A 20,422-nucleotide genomic window follows, 5' to 3' on the forward strand; every position below is an offset into this window, starting at 1 on the left:
GGCTCAGTCCTGACTGTCCAGAATTTCACGCACCTTGGCGACCAGATCACCGCGCGGCACTTCGAACTGGCTGGGGCGTTCTTTCCATTCCTCCAGCGTGGCACTTTCGGCGATTTTGGCACCAAGGATCAAGTCTTTGATCTGAACGATGCCATTGGCCTTTTCGTCACCGCCTTCGATCACCGCGATGGGAGAATTCCGTTTGTCTGCATATTTCAGCTGATTGCCGAAGTTCTTCGGATTGCCCAAGTAGACTTCGGCCCGAATGCCGGCATTCCGCAGCTCAGCCACCATCGCCTGATAATCGGCCATACGGTCGCGATCCATAACGGTGACGACCACAGGCCCTGTCGCCTGCGCGCTGAGACGACCCTTTTCGCGCAAAGCGGCCAGCAGGCGATCGACACCGATGGAGACACCAGTTGCAGGCACCTCCTGCCCGGTGAAGCGCTTGACCAGATCGTCGTAACGACCACCACCTGAGACGGAACCGAACTGACGCTTGCGGCCTTTTTCGTCGAAAATCTCAAAAGTTAGCTCGGCTTCATAGACCGGGCCGGTGTAGTAGCCGAGACCGCGTACTACCGACGGGTCGATCTCGATCCGGTCCGAACCGTAGCCGCCCGCATCCAGCAGCGAACCGATCTGTTCCAGTTCAGCAATGCCATCCGCACCGATCTTGCTGTCGCCAACCGCCGCACGCAGGTTCGCGAGCGTTCCGGCGGTATCCGCAGCTTTGGAGGTCAGGAAGGCAAGCACAGGCTCGGCCTGATCGTCGCTCAGACCCACACCATCGATAAACGCACCAGAGGCGTCCAGACGGCCCTTGGTCAGCAGCTCTCGGACACCGGCCTCACCGACCTTGTCGAACTTGTCGATGGTGCGCAGAACGTTGTCGCGGGCGGCGGCGTCTTCGCCCAGCCCCATCGCCTCGAGCACACCGTTCAGAACCTTGCGGTTATTCACGCTCACAAGGTAATCGCCGCGCGGAATGCCAACGGTCTCCAGCGTGTCCGACAGCATCGCGCAGATCTCGGCATCCGCAGCCATTGAGGCGGTGCCTACAGTGTCCGCATCGCACTGATAGAATTGACGATACCGCCCCGGCCCCGGCTTTTCGTTCCGCCACACAGGCCCCATCGCATAGCGGCGATAGGGCGTCGGCAGGTCGTTGCGGTGCTGCGCATAGACGCGGGCCAGAGGCGCGGTCAGGTCATAGCGCAGGGCCATCCAATCGCCATTGCCGCCCTCGTCGAATTCCTGCCATGCGAAGACGCCCTCGTTCGGGCGGTCCACGTCGGGCAGGAACTTGCCCAGCGCCTCGACGGTCTCGACCGCGCTGCTGTCCAAAGCGTCGAACCCGTACCGATGATACACGCCCGCAATCGTCCGCAGCATCTCGGTGCGCTGCGTGACTTCCTCGCCGAAATAGTCACGGAACCCTTTCGGCGTTACGGCCTTGGGGCGGGGCTGTTTCTTGGGCTTGGCCATCGGGGCGTCCTTCACGGGTATTGTTCCGCGCGCGGTCTATCCCATGGCCCGCATCGGGGCAAGGCGCGCTTTCGCTGGTCTTGGCTTTGCAGGCCCGCTATGACCGTCCCTGAAGCAGACCCCACAGGAAACCAACATGCAGCATCTGGAAGAACAGATCGCCCATCTGACCCGCACGGTCGAAGAGCTGAACACCGTCGTCACACGCCAGCAATCCGAGATCGACCGCCTGACGCGCCGCGTCGAAATGCTGCTGCAGCGCGAGGCCGAACGGGCGCAGGAAGGCTCGGGCGGGGTCGTGTTCGGAGACGAACGCCCGCCGCACTACTAAGAGCGATTTCGATGTTGCTGCCTGCTTTTCCGGTTCTTGCTGGTCACGTCCAAGACTAATCACGGGGTTACCTTCCGAAATCTTGTTGGTAGTCTAACACTTTAACATCAGTTCACTGGCAGGAGACGTTCATTGGCCAACAAACTTGCTCTTGTCACAGGTGCCGCGCGTGGCATCGGGCTGGCGACAACAAAACTGTTTCTACAAAACGGCTGGAACGTTGCGATGATCGATCGTGACTCTGAGGCGCTTTCTCTTGCCGCAAAGGATCTAGACGGTGCGGTGGCGTTCGTCGCGGACGTTTCTGATCAGAACCAGGTTGATAACATGGTGAAGACCGTTCTCACCGAATTCAATCGCATTGATGCTGTGGTGAACAACGCGGGTGTCGCAGATTTCGGGCCAATTGAAGAACACGATTTCGCGGTGTGGCGTCGGGTTATGGAAACCAACCTTGATGGCGTGTTTCTGGTCTCTCAGGCTACTATACCGGCCCTACGCAAAAGCCGTGGTGCTATCGTCAACATCGCATCGATTTCGGGACTAAGGGCTAGTACACTTCGCGTCGCATACGGAACGTCGAAGGCGGGTGTCATCCATCTGACCAAGCAACAAGCCGCCGAACTAGGAGAATTCGGTATACGCGCCAATTGCGTGTGTCCAGGCCCGGTCCGGACCAAGCTCGCGATGGCAGTCCACTCGCCCGAAATCATCGCCGCATATCATGACGCTATTCCACTAAACCGATACGGTTCGGAGGATGAGATCGCGCAAGTGATCTATTTCCTTTGCTCGGACAACGCTAGCTACGTCACGGGTCAGGTGATCGCGTCCGACGGCGGGTTCGAAAGCACTGGCGTGGGTTTACCGGCTCTACGATCAAGCAACTGAAATTCGGCCACGATTTGCCCGCGTCGGGACGCTAAATAGAGTATCCAGGCTCACAACCCCAGCGACGCTTTCACCGCGTTGTCGACGACCCCGCCTAGAAGGGCGTTTTTATCCGCAGCACAGCCCTCAGACAGAGCGGCGATGAACGCTTCGCGCAGTTGCGCTTTGTCTTCATCCGTGGCGGCGTGGTCTTCGATATTGATCTGACGATTATAGAGCGACAGGGCCGTCATCTTGCCCACGACCTCGACAACAAAGGCCTCATCCCCGTCCGCCTCTTCAGCGATTGAGGCGCAGGTGTAGTGCATGACAGGCAGGGCATCGTCAACCATCTGCTGGGCGGCTTCGTCGGCCAAAGCAAAGACCGGAGCCACCAAAAGTGATACCAAGACAACTGGCTTGAGAGTTTTCATCCGCATCGCAATCACTTCCAGTTATGTCCGATAATCGCACCGGCCACACCGCCGATTGCCGCGCCCTTGCCGTCACCGATCAGGGCCCCAACTCCGGCGCCGATCAACGCACCTTCGATTGTCTGCTTCTTCTTTTTGTCGTCCGCAAAAGCCGCAGTCGCCACGGAAAGCGAGATCGCCCCCGCCAATACCAACGCTTTGGAGCCCATAGCTGAAAGTGCCAAACCCTAACCCTCCTGTTTCATCTTTCACAGAATATGCAGGTACAGCCTAGCCGGGGGACATCGCTGTGGCAACAAAGCCGGGATCAGACCTCTTCCACTGACAGAACGCCATCCAGCGACTTGATCGCGCCTTTGATCTGCGGGTTGATCGGGAAGTCCTGCCCCAAATCCATCTCGACATCGCCTGGAAGTCCTGGGTCCATCAGGCACAGCTGGATCGGCCCCTTGGCAGCCCCTTTCGCAGCGCTGACCGCGTCTGCCAGCACGGTTGCCACCGTGGGCAACACCTGCGGCTGATCGACGAAGATGCGCAGGCCGGTCGCGCCCGCCTCGGCCACAACCGAATCCACCGGGCCAACCGAACGACCCAGCAGTTTCAACTGATCGGCCTCCATTGTCGCCTCGGCGGTCAGAACAACCTGCGCGCCTGTCTCAAGATATTCGCGCGATTTCTCCAGCGTTTCCGAGAACAGCGTGACCTCATACGCGCCGGTCGGGTCCGAAAGCTGCGCAAAGGCAAAGCGGTTACCACGGGCAGACTTCCTTTCCTGACGGCCAGCGACAACTCCGGCCATCTTCACGATCAGAGGGCCAGAGCGGGCTTTTTCCGTCACCTCATCCAAGGTCAGCACCTGTTTGCGTTTCAGTGCTGGCATGTAGTCGTCCAGCGGGTGTCCCGAAAGGTAGAAACCGATAGCCTTGAACTCTTCGCTGAGCCGTTCAGCAGGCAACCAGTCCGACGTCGGCGACAAGCGCGGTTCGGGCAGGTCGTCCCCGGCCTCACCAAACAATGACACCTGGTTCGAGTTCTTCTGTTCGTGGATCGCCGTCGAATACTGCACCAGCGGATCAAGGCTTTCGAACACGCGGCGGCGGTTCTTGTCCAGTTCATCAAAGGCCCCGGCCCGTGCCAGCATCTCCAACGGGCGCTTGCCGACCTTTTTCAGATCAACCCGGCGCGCGAAGTCGAACAGGTTGACAAACGGTTTATCACCCCGACCATCAACCACAAGGCTCATCGCCTCGACACCCACGTTTTTCAACGCGCCCAGCGCATAGACAAGATGCCCATTGTCCACATCAAACGTGGCCTGAGAGCGGTTCACACAAGGCGGGATGTAAGGCAGGTCCAGCCCCTTGCGGACCTCTTCAAAGTAAACGGCCAGTTTATCGGTCAGGTGGATATCGCAGTTCATGACGCCCGCCATGAACTCAACCGGATGGTTCGCCTTCAGCCAGCCGGTCTGATAGCTGACCACCGCATAGGCGGCCGCGTGGGATTTGTTGAAGCCGTAGTTGGCGAATTTCTCCAGCAGGTCGAACACCTCGGAGGCTTTCTTGGCATCCACACCATTCTCTGCGGCGCCCTTTTCGAATTTCGGGCGTTCGGCATCCATCGCCTCTTTGATCTTCTTACCCATCGCGCGGCGCAGCAGGTCAGCGCCGCCGAGGGAATACCCGGCCATCACCTGAGCGATCTGCATCACCTGTTCCTGGTAGACGATGATGCCCTGCGTTTCCTCAAGGATATAATCGATCAGCGGATGCACGGATTCGATTTTCCGCAACCCGTTTTTGACCTCACAATAGGTCGGGATGTTCTCCATCGGACCGGGGCGATAGAGCGCCACAAGGGCCACGATATCCTCGATACAGGTAGGTTTCATGCGTTTGAGCGCGTCCATCATGCCCGAGGATTCCACCTGGAACACCGCCACTGTCTTGGCCGCGGAATAGAGCTTGTATGTCGCCTCATCATCCAGCGGGATGGCGTTGATCTGGTTCTCGGCCCCTTCAGCTGGTTCATAGAGCTCGGTCCCGTCCGCCGCGACATGCAGAGGCCGCCCGGATTTGAAGATCAGATCCATGGCATTCTGGATCACGGTCAGGGTTTTCAGACCGAGAAAGTCGAACTTCACCAGCCCGGCCTGTTCGACCCATTTCATATTGAACTGGGTCGCAGGCATATCGGAGCGTGGATCCTGATAAAGCGGTACCAGTGCGTCCAACGGCCGGTCGCCTATCACAACCCCCGCCGCGTGTGTCGAGGCGTTTCGCAACAGCCCTTCGACTTGCTGGCCGTAATTCAGCAACCGCTCCACAACCTCTTCATTCCGCGCCTCCTCGCGCAAGCGCGGTTCGTCCTTCAGGGCCTTTTCGATCGAAACCGGTTTGACGCCCTCGACCGGGATCATCTTGGACAGCCGGTCGACTTGCCCATAAGGCATCTGCAAAACCCGCCCGATGTCACGCACGGCAGCCTTGGACAGCAACGCACCAAAGGTGATGATCTGCCCCACCTTGTCACGCCCATATTTCTGCTGCACGTAGCGGATCACCTCTTCCCGGCGGTCCATACAGAAATCGATGTCGAAGTCGGGCATCGAGACTCGCTCGGGGTTCAGGAACCGTTCGAACAGCAGGCTATAGCGCAGCGGGTCAAGGTCGGTGATCGTCAGCGCATAGGCCACCAGAGACCCCGCACCCGAGCCCCGCCCCGGCCCCACCGGAATGTCATGATCCTTGGACCATTGGATAAAGTCCGCAACGATCAGGAAGTAGCCTGGGAACCCCATGCCTTCGATGATCCCGAGCTCAAAATCCAAACGTTCCTGATATTCCTCAGGCGTCACCGCATGAGGGATCACGGCCAGCCGCTTCTGGAGACCTTCATTCGCAATGCGGCGCAGTTCGGCCACTTCATCATCGGCAAATTTCGGCAAGATCGGATCACGGCGATACGCCATAAAGGCGCAACGGCGCGCGATCTCGACCGTGTTCTCGATGGCTTCGGGCAGGTCCGCGAACAGAGTCACCATTTCATGCTGCGACTTGAAATAATGCTGCGCGGTCAGACGGCGGCGACCGGCTTGCTGATCGACATAGGCCCCCTCGGCGATACAGATCAGCGCATCATGGGCCTCATACATATCCGAGGTTGGAAAGTAGACGTCATTGGTGGCGACCAGAGGCAGGTTCTTGGCATAGGCCATTTCGACATGACCACGCTCGGTCAGGCGCTCGGCCTCAGGCTGGCCGTCCTCGCCCGGATGGCGTTGCAGTTCGATATACAACCGATCCGGGAACATCCCCGCCAAACGGTCGACCAGAGCCTCAGCCGCCGGGCGCTGCCCTTGCTGGAGCAACATTCCCACTGGGCCTTCTGGTCCACCAGTCAGACAGATCAGACCCTCGGACCGATCCGCCAGCTCTTCCAAGGTGACCTGCGGCAACTGCCCGCCCTTGTCCACATAGAGACAGGAGCTCAGCTTCATGAGGTTCTCATACCCAACCTCAGACTGCGCCAGCAGCACCAGAGGCGCAGGCGCTTTCGGCTTTTCACCGGGTTGCGGTTGCACATAGGTTAGATCAACCTGACACCCCATTATCGGCTGTATTCCAGCCCCGCTGGCGGTCACCGAAAACTCCAGCGCCGAGAACATCGAATTGGTGTCTGTCACCGCAACGGCGGGCATCTCGGCCTTCTCGCAAAGACCGGGCAGCTTTTTGAGCCGCACAGCGCCTTCCAGCAGGGAATATTCAGTGTGAACGCGAAGGTGAATGAATCGAGGGGTACTGCTCATACCCCGCACGCTATCCCAGTCAGCAGCGACGAAAAAGCGGGAACCGACTCTGTTGACTGCTTAAAAAATCAGCAGCGATTATTCTGATTTTTTAGAAGGTGCTTCGGGTCAGACTCAGCACCGCTTCAAAAATGGTCTTTATTTACAAATGCCTGGCTTCTAAACAACTACAACATTCACAGGTCGCACGGGTCCAATGGTGCATCATATAGGCAGTTTTTCTTGCCAGATAAGGTGCGCTGTTTCTAACATCTGACGGCAAGCACTTCGCCCGCCACTCTTTCTACGTCGCATCGAAGGAGGGCCCAACGGGCGCAACCGGGTAAGGCGACGGGTTTCACGAATGGACATCACGTTTCTTCTGAACGGAGAGACAGTGCAGCTTTCGGATGTCAGTCCGACGGTCACCCTGCTGGACTGGCTGCGCGAAGAGCGTGGCCTGACCGGCACGAAAGAAGGCTGCAACGAAGGCGATTGCGGCGCCTGCACCGTGATGGTCACCGAAGAGGGCAGCGCCAAGGCCCTGAACGCCTGCATCCTGTTCTTACCCCAACTGCATGGCAGAGCCGTCCGCACCGTCGAGGGCGCAAGCGGCCCAAGTGATGAACCTCATCCAGTCCAGAGCGCAATGGTCGATCTGCACGGTTCGCAATGCGGTTTCTGCACCCCCGGCTTTGTGATGTCGATGGTTGCAAGTCACGTGAATGGCGCAACCGACCACGACACCCAACTGGCCGGCAACCTGTGCCGCTGCACCGGCTACGCCCCGATCATCCGCGCCGCGAAAGCCGCCGAACCGCAGCCCATCCCGCAATGGATCACTGACGACCAGTCCTTCTCTTGTTCAAAAATACCTCGGGGGGAGGCCGCAGGCCGGGGGGCAGAGCCCCCCTTCCTCCCCAGGTCATCCGATGAATTGGCGGAAGTCTATGCCCAGCACCCCGACGCGACACTCATCGCCGGTGCAACCGATGTCGGCCTCTGGGTCACCAAGCAATTGCGTGAGCTTGACCCGGTTATCTTCCTCAACGGCTGCGAAGACCTCAAACAGATCACAATCACCGACGACGAAATCCGCTTCGGGGCAATGGTCGACATGAACCGGATGGGCGAGGCTCTCGCCGACCTCCATCCCTCCTACGCGGAAATGATCCGTCGCTATGCCAGCGTTCAGGTGCGCCACGCGGCGACCGTGGGCGGCAATATTGCCAATGGCTCACCCATCGGGGACAACCCGCCTGCGCTGATCGCTTTGGGCGCAACTCTGCACCTTCGCAAAGGCGACACCCGCCGGTCCCTTCCTTTGGAGGAGTTCTTCATCGCCTACGGCAAACAAGACCGCGCGCCCGGCGAATTTGTCGAAGCCGTCAGTTTCCCCCGTCAAGCGGATCGACTGAAGGCTTACAAACTCAGCAAACGGTTCGATCAGGATATCTCGGCCGTTTGCGGCTGTTTCAATATCACCGTTACGGACGGCACCGTCACGCAGGCGCGCATTGCGTTTGGCGGCATGGCTGGTACTCCGAAACGGGCAACCCATGTCGAGGCCGCACTGATCGGCAAACCCTGGACGCGCGAGGTGATTGACGCCGCGCTGCCCAGCTTTGCCGAAGATTATTCACCACTCACGGACATGCGCGCCTCGGCAACCTATCGGTTGGAGACCGCCAAAGCGATGCTGGAACGGTATTTCCTGGAAGATCAGGGCGAAGTGACTGACGTGCTGAAGGTGACGGCATGAGCGTGACCAAACCCCTCCCCCATGACGCGGCCCCGCTGCATGTGGCCGGTGCCGCGCGTTATGTGGATGATATCCCGACGCCGAAGGGCACCCTGCATCTGGCCTTTGGTCTGAGCCCGATTGCCAAAGGCAAAATCAGCGCAATGGATCTGTCGGCGGTGAAATCTGCGGATGGCGTGGTGCAGGTGATGACGGCCGAGGATCTGCCTTTTGCCAACGACGTCTCTCCCTCGATCCATGATGAACCGCTGCTGTCGGATGGCACGGTTCACTATATCGGTCAGCCCGTGTTTCTGGTCGTCGCCACCAGCCATCTCGCTGCCCGAAAAGCCGCGCGTTTGGGCAAGATCGACTATGCCGAAGACACCCCGATCCTGACCATCGAAGACGCGCTGGCCGCCGACAGCCGGTTCGAAGATGGCCCCCGCATCTACGCCAAGGGCGACGCTGACGCCGCCATCTCTAGTGCGCCCCATATCATCGAAGGAAGCTTCGAGCTTGGCGGGCAAGAGCATTTCTACCTCGAAGGTCAGGCGGCGCTTGCCGTGCCGAATGAAGGCGCGGATATGCTGGTCCACAGTTCCACCCAGCACCCGACCGAAATCCAGCACAAGGTGGCCGATGCGCTGGGCGTTCCCATGCACGCGGTCCGGGTTGAGACACGCCGGATGGGCGGCGGGTTCGGCGGCAAGGAAAGCCAGGGCAACGCTTTGGCCGTGGCCTGCGCCGTGGCGGCGAGCGCAACCGGCAAGGCCTGCAAGATGCGCTATGACCGCGATGATGACATGATCATCACCGGCAAACGCCATGCCTTCCGCATTTCCTACAAAGCCGGATTTGATGAGAACGGGCACATTCAAGGCGTCTCGTTCCTCCACCATGCGATCTGCGGCTGGGCGCAGGACCTGTCCCTGCCGGTTGCCGACCGCGCGATGCTGCATTCGGACAACGCCTATCTGCTGCCCAATGCGCGGATCGAAAGCCACCGGCTGAAGACTAATACCCAATCCGCCACTGCCTATCGCGGGTTCGGGGGGCCTCAGGGCATGGTCGGGATCGAACGCGTGATGGACCACGCCGCGCATGCACTGGGTCTGGACCCGGTCGAACTGCGCCGTCGGAACTACTATGAACCCGCCCACAAGGTCGCTGAAGCTGCACCTGCAGAGAAACCAATGGGGCACCCTGACCCGCATGAAGACCTGACCAGTCGGGGCGCAGTGGCGATTGGCGATGCGCCCGTGCGCCCCCTACCCGCAGGTGGCAACACCACGCCTTACGGGATGGATATCAGCGACTTCGAACTGCATGGCATCACCAAAGCTCTGCTGAAATCCAGCGACTATGCCACACGCAAGGAAGCCATCGAAAAATGGAACACCGAGAACAGTGCGATCAAGAAGGGCATTGCGTTCTCTCCGGTCAAGTTCGGGATTTCCTTCACGCTGACCCACCTCAATCAGGCAGGTGCGTTGGTGCATGTGTATCAGGACGGCTCGGTCCACCTGAACCATGGCGGCACCGAGATGGGGCAAGGCCTGTTCCAGAAAGTCGCTCAGGTCGCGGCGTCGCGCTTTGGCATTCCGCTGGAGATGGTCAAGATCACCGCAACCGACACGGCCAAAGTACCGAACACCTCAGCCACGGCGGCGTCTTCGGGCAGTGATCTGAACGGGATGGCCGTGAAAGCCGCCTGTGACACGATCCGCGACCGCATGGCCGACTATCTGGCCGAGCGTTATCAGGCCGACCCGTCGACTGTTAATTTCTCGGACGGTCACGTCTCGGTCGGTGCGGAACGCTATACATTCTCTGAGGCCGCCGCTTTGGCCTATCAGGGGCGCATCAGCCTGTCGGCAACCGGTTTCTACAAAACGCCCAAGATCGAATGGGATCGGATTGCGGGCCGAGGCCGTCCGTTCTTTTACTTCGCTTATGGGGCGTCGGTCACCGAAGTCGCCATCGACACACTGACCGGCGAAAACCGCATTCTGCGCACCGATATTCTGCATGACGCGGGCGCATCGCTGAACCCGGCGCTCGATATCGGACAGGTCGAAGGCGGCTATGTGCAAGGCGCAGGCTGGCTGACGACCGAGGAATTGGTCTGGGATAGCAAGGGCAACTTGCGCACCCACGCGCCCTCGACCTACAAGATCCCAGCCTGCTCGGACCGGCCCGACATCTTCAATGTCGCGCTTTGGGATGGCGAGAACCGCGAGGATACGATCTACCGCTCGAAAGCGGTGGGTGAACCGCCTTTTATGCTGGGAATATCAGCATGGTTGGCCCTGTCGAACGCGGTCGCAGCCTGCGGCGACAGCTATCCGGCGCTGGATGCACCCGCCACGGCCGAGGAAATCTGGCGCGGTGTCCAGCGGATGAAAGGAGACGTCTGATGGGTTTCGACCTAGAGGCTTTGAGGGAGGCGGTCAAAACCCACGGCAGTGTGACCCGCGTGGTCGTCGCCGCGATCAAGGGCTCGTCCCCACGTGAGGTAGGTGCCGCCATGCTGGTCTGGCGGGATGGCCAGAACGGAACGATCGGCGGTGGCATGTTGGAGTTTCAGGCCGCCGAAGCCGCGCGGTCCCAATCCGTCCCCGCCCGTCTGACCCACCACGCGCTTGGCCCCGAATTGGGCCAGTGCTGCGGCGGTGCAGTTTCATTATTCAGCGAGGTCTTTGATCTAAAGGCGCTTGAAGAACTCGACGACACGGTCATGGCGCGATCCGCTTCTGAAGACGAAATGCCTCTGTCCGTGAAACGGTTGCTGGCAACTGCGCGCGGTCAGGGAATTGCCCCCGAACCTCAACTGATCGACGGCTGGATGGTTGAGCCGGTTCACAAGCCAACCCGAAACCTGTGGATCTGGGGTGCTGGTCATGTGGGCCGTGCGCTGGTGGATGTTCTGTCCCCCCTGCCCGACATCGCGATTACCTGGGTCGACACTGGGCCCGAGCGCTTCCCAGCCTCGGTCCCAGCAGGTGTCACCACAGTTCCAGCGGCCAAACCAGCTGAACTGGTGCGTCATGCACCACCCAATGCCGAGCACCTTGTGCTGACTTATTCACACAATCTGGATTTAGAGCTGTGCAACCGGCTGCTTTCGCATGATTTCCGCTTTGCGGGGCTGATCGGCTCGGCTACGAAATGGGCGCGATTCCGGTCGCGGCTGGCAGCTCTTGGGCATGGACCTGAACAGATCAGCCGGATCACCTGTTCAATCGGCGATCCCGCTCTGGGCAAACACCCGCAAATGATCGCCGTTGGCGTCGCCGCGCAGCTTCTGCGTCCGGCCCGACAGACTGAGTTGAAGAAGGACCTGAGCGCGTGACCACTCCACTCTTAAGCCTGCAAGGGCTGACCAAAGCCTATCCCGGCGTCGTGGCCAATGATCAGGTGTCGTTCGACATCGGCGAAGGCGAAGTACATGCGCTTTTGGGCGAAAACGGCGCGGGGAAATCCACGCTGGTCAAGATGATCTATGGGCTGGTGAAGCCGGACAGCGGCACCATGATGCTGCGCGGCCAACCCTTCGCCCCAGCAGAACCCCGCGCGGCGCGGGCGGATGGGATTGCGATGGTGTTCCAGCACTTCTCGCTGTTCGATGCGCTGAACGTGGCTGAGAATATTGCTTTGGGGATGGAGAACCCACCGCCCATGGGCGATCTGGCCTCGCGGATCCGCGAAGTGTCAGAGACCTATGGCTTGCCTTTGGACCCGTACCGCACGGTCGGTGATCTGTCCGCGGGGGAACGTCAGCGGGTCGAGATCATCCGCTGCCTGCTGCAGGACCCCAAGCTGCTGATCATGGACGAACCAACCAGCGTGCTGACCCCGCAAGAGGTCGAAATCCTGTTTGAGACGCTAAACAAATTGCGGTCTGAGGGCACCTCGATCCTCTATATCTCGCACAAGCTTGAGGAAATCCGCACGCTGTGTGACCACGCCACAATCCTGCGTCTTGGCAAGAACGTGGGAGAGTGCATTCCGGCCGAAACATCAGCACGCGACATGGCCGAGATGATGGTGGGATCAACGCTGCAAACGCCCGAACGCTCGGGGCGCGAGTTCGGCGAGGTTGCGCTGGATGTCAGCGGTCTGTCAGTGCCGTCGCCTTCGGAGTTTGGAACAGCGCTGAAGAACGTCCACATGACGGTCCGCAAGGGCGAGGTTCTTGGCATCGGCGGTGTCGCTGGTAATGGTCAGGATGAGTTGCTGGGCGTGCTGTCCGGTGAGATTCAAACCCCTGCCGACGCGATCAAGTTCAATGGTCAGCAGATCGGCAAACTCGGCCCGACGGCCCGCCGGAAACTGGGCGTGCTGACCGCGCCTGAGGAACGTTTGGGCCATGCCGCTGCGCCGGATATGAGCCTGACTGAAAACGCCCTCCTGACCGGTTCGGTGCGCGAAGGTTTGGAAAACAAAGGTTTCCTCAAATGGTCCGAGACCAAAAGCTTCGCTGAAAAGATCATAAGCGCGTTTGACGTCAGAACGCCCGGCCCTGAAAACGCAGCAAGGTCGCTGTCAGGCGGGAACCTGCAGAAATTCGTGATTGGTCGGGAAGTTTTGCAGAACCCTGAGGTCTTGGTGGTGAACCAACCGACCTGGGGTGTGGATGCTGCGGCGGCTGCGTCGATTCGGCAGGCCATTCTGGATCTGGCGGCCAAGGGAACGGCGGTGGTCTGCATCAGTCAGGATTTGGACGAGTTGATGGAGATCTCAGACAGTTTTGCGGCCCTGAACGAAGGGCGGTTGAGCGCGCCTCGGGAGACAACAGGCCTGACCGTTGATGAGATCGGCCTGATGATGGGCGGTGCCCATGGCATGGAGGTGGCGCATGTGTGATCTGTCGCGTCGCCTACGGCGAGAGTATTGGAAAAAGACGAAGACGGGCGGGGAATAAGCATATGATTGTGTTGGAGAAACGGCCGCAACCGTCGAAAGCCTGGTCCTATGCGACCCCCGTAGTGGCAGTGATCGCCACGATGGTCTTTGGCGGCATCCTGTTCGCCATTCTGGGTAAGAACCCGGTTGAGGCCATCGGCACCATCTTTTGGGAGCCCCTGTTCGGCGAGTTCGCATTCTACTATCGCCCGCAACTGCTGGTGAAAGGCGCGCCATTGGTGCTGATTGCGATCGGCCTGGCGTTGGGTTTCCGCGCCGGCATCTGGAATATCGGGGCAGAAGGGCAGTACATCGTGGGGGCCATCTTCGGGGCTGGGGCCGGGCTGGCCTTTTACCCTCTGGATGCGTTCTACATCTTTCCGATCATGGTGATAGCGGGCGCGTTCGGAGGCTGGCTTTGGGCGATGATCCCGGCCTTTCTAAAGGTGCGCTTTGGCACCAACGAAATCCTTGTTTCGCTGATGCTGGTCTACGTGGCCGAGCAGATGCTGGCCTCGGTGTCGCTTGGCTTGCTGAAAAATCCTGAAGGGTTTGGCTTTCCCGGTTCGCGTAACCTGCAATCCTATGACAGTGCGCATAATGCCGAACTGATCGCAGGATCGGGGATGCACTGGGGCGTCGTGACGGCCCTCATCGCGGTGATCTTTTCGTATATTCTTCTGAACCGGCACATGCTGGGCTTTCACATCCGTTTGACCGGTGAAGCGCCGCGCGCGGCGAAATTCGCCGGTGTAAACCCAGCCCGCCTGACCCTGTTCTGTCTGGGCCTGTCCGGCGCTCTGGCCGGTCTGGCGGGGATGTTCGAAGTCTCAGGCCCTTCGGGTGTGGTCAGTATCGACTTTAACGTAGGCTATGGCTTCACCGCGATCATTGTAGCCTTTCTAGGCCGACTGCACCCAATGGGCATCCTGCTGGCTGGTGGCCTGATGGCGCTGACTTATATCGGCGGTGAAATCGCGCAGTCTCAGCTCGGGCTGCCTGCCGCTGCCATTCAGGTGTTCCAGGGGATGCTTTTGTTCTTCCTGCTGGCATTCGATCTTCTGACAAACTACCGCATCCGTGCGGCCCGTAGCGAGGTAGCGTAATGGACCTTGGTGAAATCAATCCCGTCCTTCTGGTCGCCTCGCTCATGGTTGCGGCGACCCCCCTGCTGCTGGCCGCGATCGGAGAGCTGGTCGTCGAAAAAGCAGGCGTTCTGAACCTCGGCGTCGAGGGCATGATGATCGTCGGCGCAATCAGCGGCTTTGCGATCTCGGTCGAGACCGGTTCGCCCTGGTTGGGCTTTATCGCATCAGCGATCGGCGGGGCTGTGCTGTCACTACTGTTCGTGTTGCTGACACAGGTCGCTCTAGCCAATCAGGTGGCCAGCGGCCTTGCGCTGACATTGTTCGGCCTCGGGTTCAGTGCCCTTCTGGGCCAAAGCTATGTGGGGATCAAACCCCCCAGCATGGAGGATATTCATATCCCCCTGATCAGCGATATCCCCGTCATCGGGCCGATCTTTTTCCAGCATGACCCGATCCTCTATGTCGGCATCGCTTTGACTGCGGGTGTTTGGGCGACGCTGAAATATACGCGTGTTGGTCTGATCCTGCGCGCGGTGGGTGAAAACCACGATGCAGCGCACGCGTTGGGCTACAAAGTCATCAAGATCCGCATCATGGCGATCCTGTTCGGTGGGGCCTGCGCGGGTCTGGGCGGCGCCTATATCAGCCTGATCCGGGTCCCTCAGTGGACCGAGGGCATGACCGCCGGTGTCGGCTGGATTGCTCTGGCGCTGGTGGTGTTCGCCAGCTGGAAGCCGTGGCGTGCCTTGTTGGGTGCCTATTTGTTTGGCGGCATCACTGTCTTGCAGCTTAATTTGCAGGCAGCGGGCGTTGCCATTCCTGTCGAGTATCTGGCAATGTCGCCCTACATCATCACGATCCTTGTGCTTGTGATCCTTTCGGCCGACAAGAGCAGCGCACCTGCCTCACTGGGCCGGATTTTCCACGCCTCGCACTAGGGGCCAACTGAACCAACTTGGGGAGTAACACATGAAATTCACGACACTTCTGGCAAGCGCCGCCATGGCGCTGGGTCTGGCCTCGGGGGCCATGGCCGCCGACGACAAGACCAAGGTCGGCTTCGTATATGTCGGCCCGGTGGGCGACGGCGGCTGGACCTATGAGCACAACAAAGGCCGCCTGGCCGTTGAGGAAGAGTTCGGCGACAAGGTTGAAACCGTCTTTGTCGAATCCGTTCCCGAAGGCCCGGATGCCGAGCGCGTCATGACCCAAATGGCGCTGGAAGGCGCTGACCTGATCTTCACCACCTCGTTTGGCTACATGGACCCGACCATCAACGTGGCGAAGAAATTCCCGAATGTGAAATTCGAACACGCGACCGGCTACAAAACTGCCGACAACGTCTCAGTTTACTCGGCCCGTTTCTATGAAGGCCGTGCCGTTCAGGGCCACATCGCGGGTAACATGACCAAGTCGAACATCATCGGCTATATCGGGTCCTACCCGATCCCTGAGGTGATCCGTGGCATCAACTCGGCCTATCTGCACGCCAAGAAGGTGAACCCGGATGTCGAGTTCAAGATCGTCTGGGCCTACACTTGGTTCGACCCTGCGAAAGAGGCTGACGCCGCTACCGTTCTGATCGAACAGGGCGCGGACGTGATCCTGCAGCACACCGACTCGACCGCGCCTCAGGCGGCTGCGCAAGAGGCTGGCAATGTCGTGACCTTCGGTCAGGCCTCGGACATGAGTGAATACGCCCCGTTCCCGCGCGTATCTTCGATCATCGATGACTGGGCACCCTACTACATCGCACGGACCAAGGCCGTCATGGACGGCACCTGGGAAAGCGCCAACACATGGGACGGCATCCGCGAAGGCATGGTCGCAATCGGCGAGATCTCGGACGCGGTTCCCGCAGATGTCAAAGAAGAGGCTCTGGCGCTGAAAGCGGCGATGGCCGCAGGTGAATACCACCCCTTCACCGGCCCGATCAAAAAGCAGGATGGCAGCGACTGGCTGGCCGAAGGTGAGGTCGCAGATGACGGAACGCTGGCCGGTATGAACTTCTACATCGAAGGTCTGGAAGGCGAGATTCCTCAGTAAGCTGCAGGACGTATCAAAAAAACCAAAGGCCCGCATTTTGCGGGCCTTTTTTGTTGGGGCTACATTGCCCAGATCAAGGCTTGAGCCTTCAGTGCCCGGTCAGCACCAGCGTATTCACCGGCATCAGGATCAGACGCAACCGCAGGCCGGCCGCATGAACCACTCCAATCGTGTCGACCACATGCAGGAACGCCTTGTTCCAGAATCCAAGGCTTTCATCCTCTAGCTTGTGGTGGTTGTCGGTATAGACATTCGCCAGACAGTTGCTGCCCGGAGGAATGTCATCCGCCATGCCTTTATACAGCGGCTCCATATACACCAGAATTGAGCCGGGCACTTTGTTGTGCTGGACGTCCCGCAGTTCGTCCGTGGGTCGGATCTGACCTGAGGGGATGACGTCCTGCACCTCGACCACAACCATCGGGATCACGGTGAAGGGTTTGGTCATGCAGCCCAGCTCTCCAATCATGCCCGGTTTGATGACCTGAGCAGACATCTGGTTGAACGCTGCCTGAAAACGGTCATGGCCCGAGAGCGAAGGCACCAGAATGCCCGCCGGGCGCAACAGCGGGCTGACATAGTCACCAACCTGCAGACCGAACTGTTCGATCCGACCGGTAACACCCGCGCTGATCACGGTCTTGTCCAGCTCAGTCAGGGCTGCATCCAGTTGCGCGTTGGCGCTGGACAATTGGGCTGGGATCAGTTCCTCGATCTGCTGTACCACGGCGGCGCGCTGCGACTGGGCGGCGGTGACCTGCGCTTCGCGTTCAGCCACCAGATTCTCCAACCGCTCAATCTCGGCCAGACGCACCGCGCTGGAGCCTTCGTCGCGCAGTGTGGTGTTACGCTCTAGGTCTTCGACAGATTGTGCCAAGGCGGCGCGCGCACCGGCGATCCCGGCATCCGCCTGCGCCAGATCCGTCTCTGCCACTTTCAATGAGGCTTGAACCTGCGCGATCTGTGCATGGGCGGCCTGAACCTGCGCCTGCTGAGTGAAATCTTCGATCCGGAAAATCGGCTGGCCCGCTGTCACCGTATCGTTGTTGTTGACATAGACCTCAGACACCCGCCCGCCCAGTTGCGGCAGGATCGTGACTGTCCGGAAATACGAGGCCGCCGTGCTGGAGGCCGGATGAAAGTAGAACAGCGTGGTGATCACGGACAGCGCCAGAATGGCACAGGTCGTCAGGCCCCATCGCAGCTCGTACCACATGGTGAAAAGGGTAATCTCATGCCCGATCCGCTTGCCTTGGACAAAGCGTCGGAACAGGAAATCCGGCAGCACCGTAATCAGGGCGCAGAGCATCGTTTCGATCATGGCTTACTGCTCCGGCGTGGTGGTGTTTTGTGGTGCCGGAGAGGCCGGTTCGGCAGGTGCCTGAGGTGCAAGAGACTGTCCGAGTGAGCGAATGGCATCCGCTATGTTTCGCATCGGGGTCGCAAAATCTGGGAATTGGAAACCGGCAACTAGAACAGCTGCAACCCAGAAAATGCCGTTATGTGTAAACAGCGCCAACAGCGCCAAAATGCCCACCAACTGGAACTGAGGGTGATTATTCTCATGCGCCATTTTCTCGGGCACCGAATGCAGCGTCAGATATCCGACACCAATCAACACAACCAGAACGACAAAAAACACGACCATTGCCGAAAAGAGGTAGTCGCTCCCATCGGCTGCGACGACATATTTTGGGATATGTCCCGTGGCCATAGGATGGAGGTCCGCTGCAGTCACCTTAATCTCCTTCTTTTCTATGAAGCGTCTTTGGCCGGGTTGATCGCCAAATTCAAGCCTGCTTATAGTTTCCCGAAATCCAAGCATATTCTTGTAACAAGCACCAAGACCCTTATGACATCTGCTTCATCACAATCCTTCCCGGTCACCCTGCGATGATCGACTTTTTAATCATCGGCGGCGGCATCGCCGGCCTCAGCGCGGGCGCGCGTTTGTCTGCTCATGGCTCAGTCACTGTTCTCGAGGGCGAGGACGCTCTGGGCTATCACTCATCGGGTCGCTCGGCTGCGATGTTCGAGGAAAACTACGGCCCGCCCTCGGTGGTTGCGCTCAATCAGGCCGGGGTCGATTACCTGCGATCAGCGAACGAAGGCTACCTTACCCCCCGAGGCCTTATGCTGGTTGCAGGCCACGATCAGGCTGACCTGTTTGCCAAAGACGTCGAAGAACTGAACGTACGCTCCATTTCGCCGCAGCAAGCCATCGACAAAGTCCCGATCCTAAACCCGGACGTTCTGGCCCACGCCGCCATCAGCGTGGACGCCTTCGACATCGATACCGACCGCCTGATGCAGGACTTCGCGCGCGTGATCCGGGGCAATGGCGGCGCGGTCATGACCCGTCAGGCCGTCACCGATATCCGCAAAAGCGGCCATTGGGTGGTACAGGCGGGCGATGTGTTCGAGGCTCGAAACTTGGTCAATGCAGCTGGCGCGTGGGTGGATGAGGTCGCTGCGATGGCTGGCCTGCCGCCTATTGGCATCGTGCCGAAACGCCGCTCCATGGCGCGCATTCCCGCACCCGGAGGGCATGACGTATCCAACTGGCCCATGCTGATGGGGCCGGGAGAAGGTTGGTACGCCAAGCCTGATGCGGGGAAGTATCTGGTCTCACCCTCCGAGGCCGAACCGACAATACCTCATGACGCCTATGCCGACGATATGGTTCTTGCAGAAGGTCTGGCGCGGTATGAGGCTATGGTGACAACTCCCGTCACGCGGCTCGAGGCGAACTGGGCCGGGCTGCGTAGCTTCGTGTTGGATGGCACGTTGGTGCTGGGGCCAGATCCACAGGACCGCTCGTTCATCTGGTGCGCGGGTCAAGGTGGGTACGGGTTCCAGACATCGCCAGCTGCATCGTCCCATCTCGCCAGCCTTGTGACGGGGGCGCCGTCTGAACTACCTGAAGACATCGTCAATCAGTTGCATGTGGAAAGGTTGCGATCATGACGAAACGCGCTCTGCCTTCGAATGCAAGCGTCGCGACACAAGGCGATGGGGCTCGACTGATCGCTCCAGCCGCAAGCCGCAACTCGGACGCGCTATGCGCCTTGCTGGCCAAGATGGCGCCTGCCTCGTGCCGCGCGCTGGAAATCGCCAGCGGCACCGGCCAGCATGTTGCCGCCTTTGCGCAGACACTGCCCAACTTGGTCTGGCAACCCACAGAAATCGACCCTGAACGCCGCGCCAGCATCGACGCCTACGCAAAGGACATATTCAATATCCGTCCCGCCACCGATCTGGATGCAACCTCCGCAGGCTGGCATGAGGCATACCAAGAGCAGGACCTGATCGTTTTGATCAACCTGCTGCACCTGATCTCATGGTCCGAAGCTGATACGTTTCTCGGCGAGGCCTCAAAGGCGCTGAGTCCGGCAGGCAGGCTCATTATCTACGGCCCCTTCATGCGAGACGGTGCCTTAACCAGCCCTGGGGATGAAAAGTTTCACGAAGCCCTGGTATCACAGGATCCAGAGATCGGGTACAAGAACGACACTGAGATCAAAGCGCGTTTGCAGTATTGCGGCTTGCAGCTGGTCCAACTGGTGGAAATGCCTGCCAATAATCTGGCATTTGTTGCTCAAAGGCCGAAAACCTGATCAGTTGTTGGGCCGATCAAAGCATGCTGGCGCAGGCTTGCCTCCGGCGGAGGTATTTTTGAACAGAAGAAGTAACGGACCGTTAACTCTGTTTTGAGACTGTAGAATT

Annotated in this window: 17 protein-coding genes; 11 read left to right on the plus strand and 6 right to left on the minus strand. The window is 59.4% G+C overall.

What is annotated here, in order from left to right; all coding sequences use genetic code 11:
* Nucleotides 1-3: 3 nt before the first annotated feature.
* Nucleotides 4-1,491 (minus strand): histidine--tRNA ligase, encoded by a 1,488-nt coding sequence (gene hisS, locus ACR0JF_RS07955; protein WP_170659157.1) that lies wholly within the window; start codon nucleotides 1,489-1,491, stop codon nucleotides 4-6.
* 136 nt (nucleotides 1,492-1,627) lie between these two features.
* Between hisS and ACR0JF_RS07960 the strand changes: the two genes are divergently transcribed.
* A complete protein-coding gene (locus tag ACR0JF_RS07960) occupies nucleotides 1,628-1,822 on the plus strand; it encodes a SlyX family protein (protein ID WP_170440680.1) in 195 nt (64 codons plus the stop codon).
* Nucleotides 1,823-1,954: 132 nt separating this feature from the next.
* Nucleotides 1,955-2,713 carry an SDR family oxidoreductase gene (locus ACR0JF_RS07965; RefSeq protein WP_170659156.1) on the plus strand — a complete coding sequence of 253 codons (759 nt, stop codon included), beginning with the start codon at nucleotides 1,955-1,957 and terminating at the stop codon, nucleotides 2,711-2,713.
* Nucleotides 2,714-2,763: 50 nt separating this feature from the next.
* Here ACR0JF_RS07965 and ACR0JF_RS07970 read toward each other — a convergent pair whose 3' ends face one another.
* The 3 genes from ACR0JF_RS07970 to dnaE form a co-directional block, all read right to left on the minus strand.
* Nucleotides 2,764-3,132 (minus strand): YmgD family protein, encoded by a 369-nt coding sequence (locus ACR0JF_RS07970; protein WP_170659155.1) that lies wholly within the window; start codon nucleotides 3,130-3,132, stop codon nucleotides 2,764-2,766.
* Between the two features lie 5 nt (nucleotides 3,133-3,137).
* A complete protein-coding gene (locus ACR0JF_RS07975; RefSeq protein WP_419738497.1) occupies nucleotides 3,138-3,350 on the minus strand; it encodes a YMGG-like glycine zipper-containing protein in 213 nt (70 codons plus the stop codon).
* Between the two features lie 83 nt (nucleotides 3,351-3,433).
* The gene (gene dnaE / locus ACR0JF_RS07980; protein WP_170659154.1) at nucleotides 3,434-6,934 is read right to left on the minus strand and encodes a DNA polymerase III subunit alpha; all 3,501 of its coding nucleotides are present in this window, start codon (nucleotides 6,932-6,934) and stop codon (nucleotides 3,434-3,436) included.
* 343 nt (nucleotides 6,935-7,277) lie between these two features.
* Here dnaE and xdhA point away from each other — a divergent pair, with 343 nt between their 5' ends.
* The 7 genes from xdhA (at nucleotide 7,278) to ACR0JF_RS08015 (ending at nucleotide 16,696) form a co-directional block, all read left to right on the plus strand.
* Nucleotides 7,278-8,675 carry a xanthine dehydrogenase small subunit gene (xdhA, locus tag ACR0JF_RS07985; protein WP_170659153.1) on the plus strand — a complete coding sequence of 466 codons (1,398 nt, stop codon included), beginning with the start codon at nucleotides 7,278-7,280 and terminating at the stop codon, nucleotides 8,673-8,675.
* Nucleotides 8,672-11,074 (plus strand): xanthine dehydrogenase molybdopterin binding subunit, encoded by a 2,403-nt coding sequence (xdhB, locus tag ACR0JF_RS07990; protein WP_170659152.1) that lies wholly within the window; start codon nucleotides 8,672-8,674, stop codon nucleotides 11,072-11,074. The genes xdhA and xdhB overlap by 4 nt, the downstream gene beginning before the upstream one ends.
* Complete coding sequence (gene xdhC / locus ACR0JF_RS07995) at nucleotides 11,074-12,009, plus strand: xanthine dehydrogenase accessory protein XdhC (protein ID WP_170659151.1); 936 nt, start codon at nucleotides 11,074-11,076, stop codon at nucleotides 12,007-12,009. Before xdhB ends, xdhC begins: the two co-directional genes overlap by 1 nt.
* The gene (locus ACR0JF_RS08000; RefSeq protein ID WP_170659150.1) at nucleotides 12,006-13,523 is read left to right on the plus strand and encodes an ABC transporter ATP-binding protein; all 1,518 of its coding nucleotides are present in this window, start codon (nucleotides 12,006-12,008) and stop codon (nucleotides 13,521-13,523) included. Before xdhC ends, ACR0JF_RS08000 begins: the two co-directional genes overlap by 4 nt.
* Before the next feature lie 62 nt (nucleotides 13,524-13,585).
* Entirely contained in the window at nucleotides 13,586-14,668 is a 1,083-nt protein-coding gene (locus tag ACR0JF_RS08005) for an ABC transporter permease (protein WP_170659149.1), read from the plus strand.
* On the plus strand, nucleotides 14,668-15,588 hold the full coding sequence (locus tag ACR0JF_RS08010; RefSeq protein ID WP_170468428.1) for an ABC transporter permease: 921 nt from the start codon (nucleotides 14,668-14,670) through the stop codon (nucleotides 15,586-15,588). Before ACR0JF_RS08005 ends, ACR0JF_RS08010 begins: the two co-directional genes overlap by 1 nt.
* A gap of 31 nt (nucleotides 15,589-15,619) precedes the next feature.
* Nucleotides 15,620-16,696 (plus strand): BMP family ABC transporter substrate-binding protein, encoded by a 1,077-nt coding sequence (locus ACR0JF_RS08015; RefSeq protein ID WP_170659148.1) that lies wholly within the window; start codon nucleotides 15,620-15,622, stop codon nucleotides 16,694-16,696.
* A gap of 88 nt (nucleotides 16,697-16,784) precedes the next feature.
* Here the strand turns inward: ACR0JF_RS08015 and ACR0JF_RS08020 are convergent, their stop codons facing one another.
* Entirely contained in the window at nucleotides 16,785-18,017 is a 1,233-nt protein-coding gene (locus ACR0JF_RS08020; RefSeq protein ID WP_170659147.1) for an HlyD family secretion protein, read from the minus strand.
* Between the two features lie 3 nt (nucleotides 18,018-18,020).
* Nucleotides 18,021-18,434, minus strand: a complete 414-nt coding sequence (locus tag ACR0JF_RS08025; RefSeq protein ID WP_480669123.1) for a hypothetical protein — start codon at nucleotides 18,432-18,434, stop codon at nucleotides 18,021-18,023.
* A gap of 155 nt (nucleotides 18,435-18,589) precedes the next feature.
* Here ACR0JF_RS08025 and ACR0JF_RS08030 point away from each other — a divergent pair, with 155 nt between their 5' ends.
* Entirely contained in the window at nucleotides 18,590-19,663 is a 1,074-nt protein-coding gene (locus tag ACR0JF_RS08030) for an FAD-dependent oxidoreductase (protein WP_170659146.1), read from the plus strand.
* Entirely contained in the window at nucleotides 19,660-20,313 is a 654-nt protein-coding gene (locus tag ACR0JF_RS08035; RefSeq protein ID WP_170659145.1) for a DUF938 domain-containing protein, read from the plus strand. Before ACR0JF_RS08030 ends, ACR0JF_RS08035 begins: the two co-directional genes overlap by 4 nt.
* The last annotated feature ends 109 nt before the right edge of the window (nucleotides 20,314-20,422 follow it).

Source organism: Ruegeria sp. BG11, from assembly GCF_056538565.1.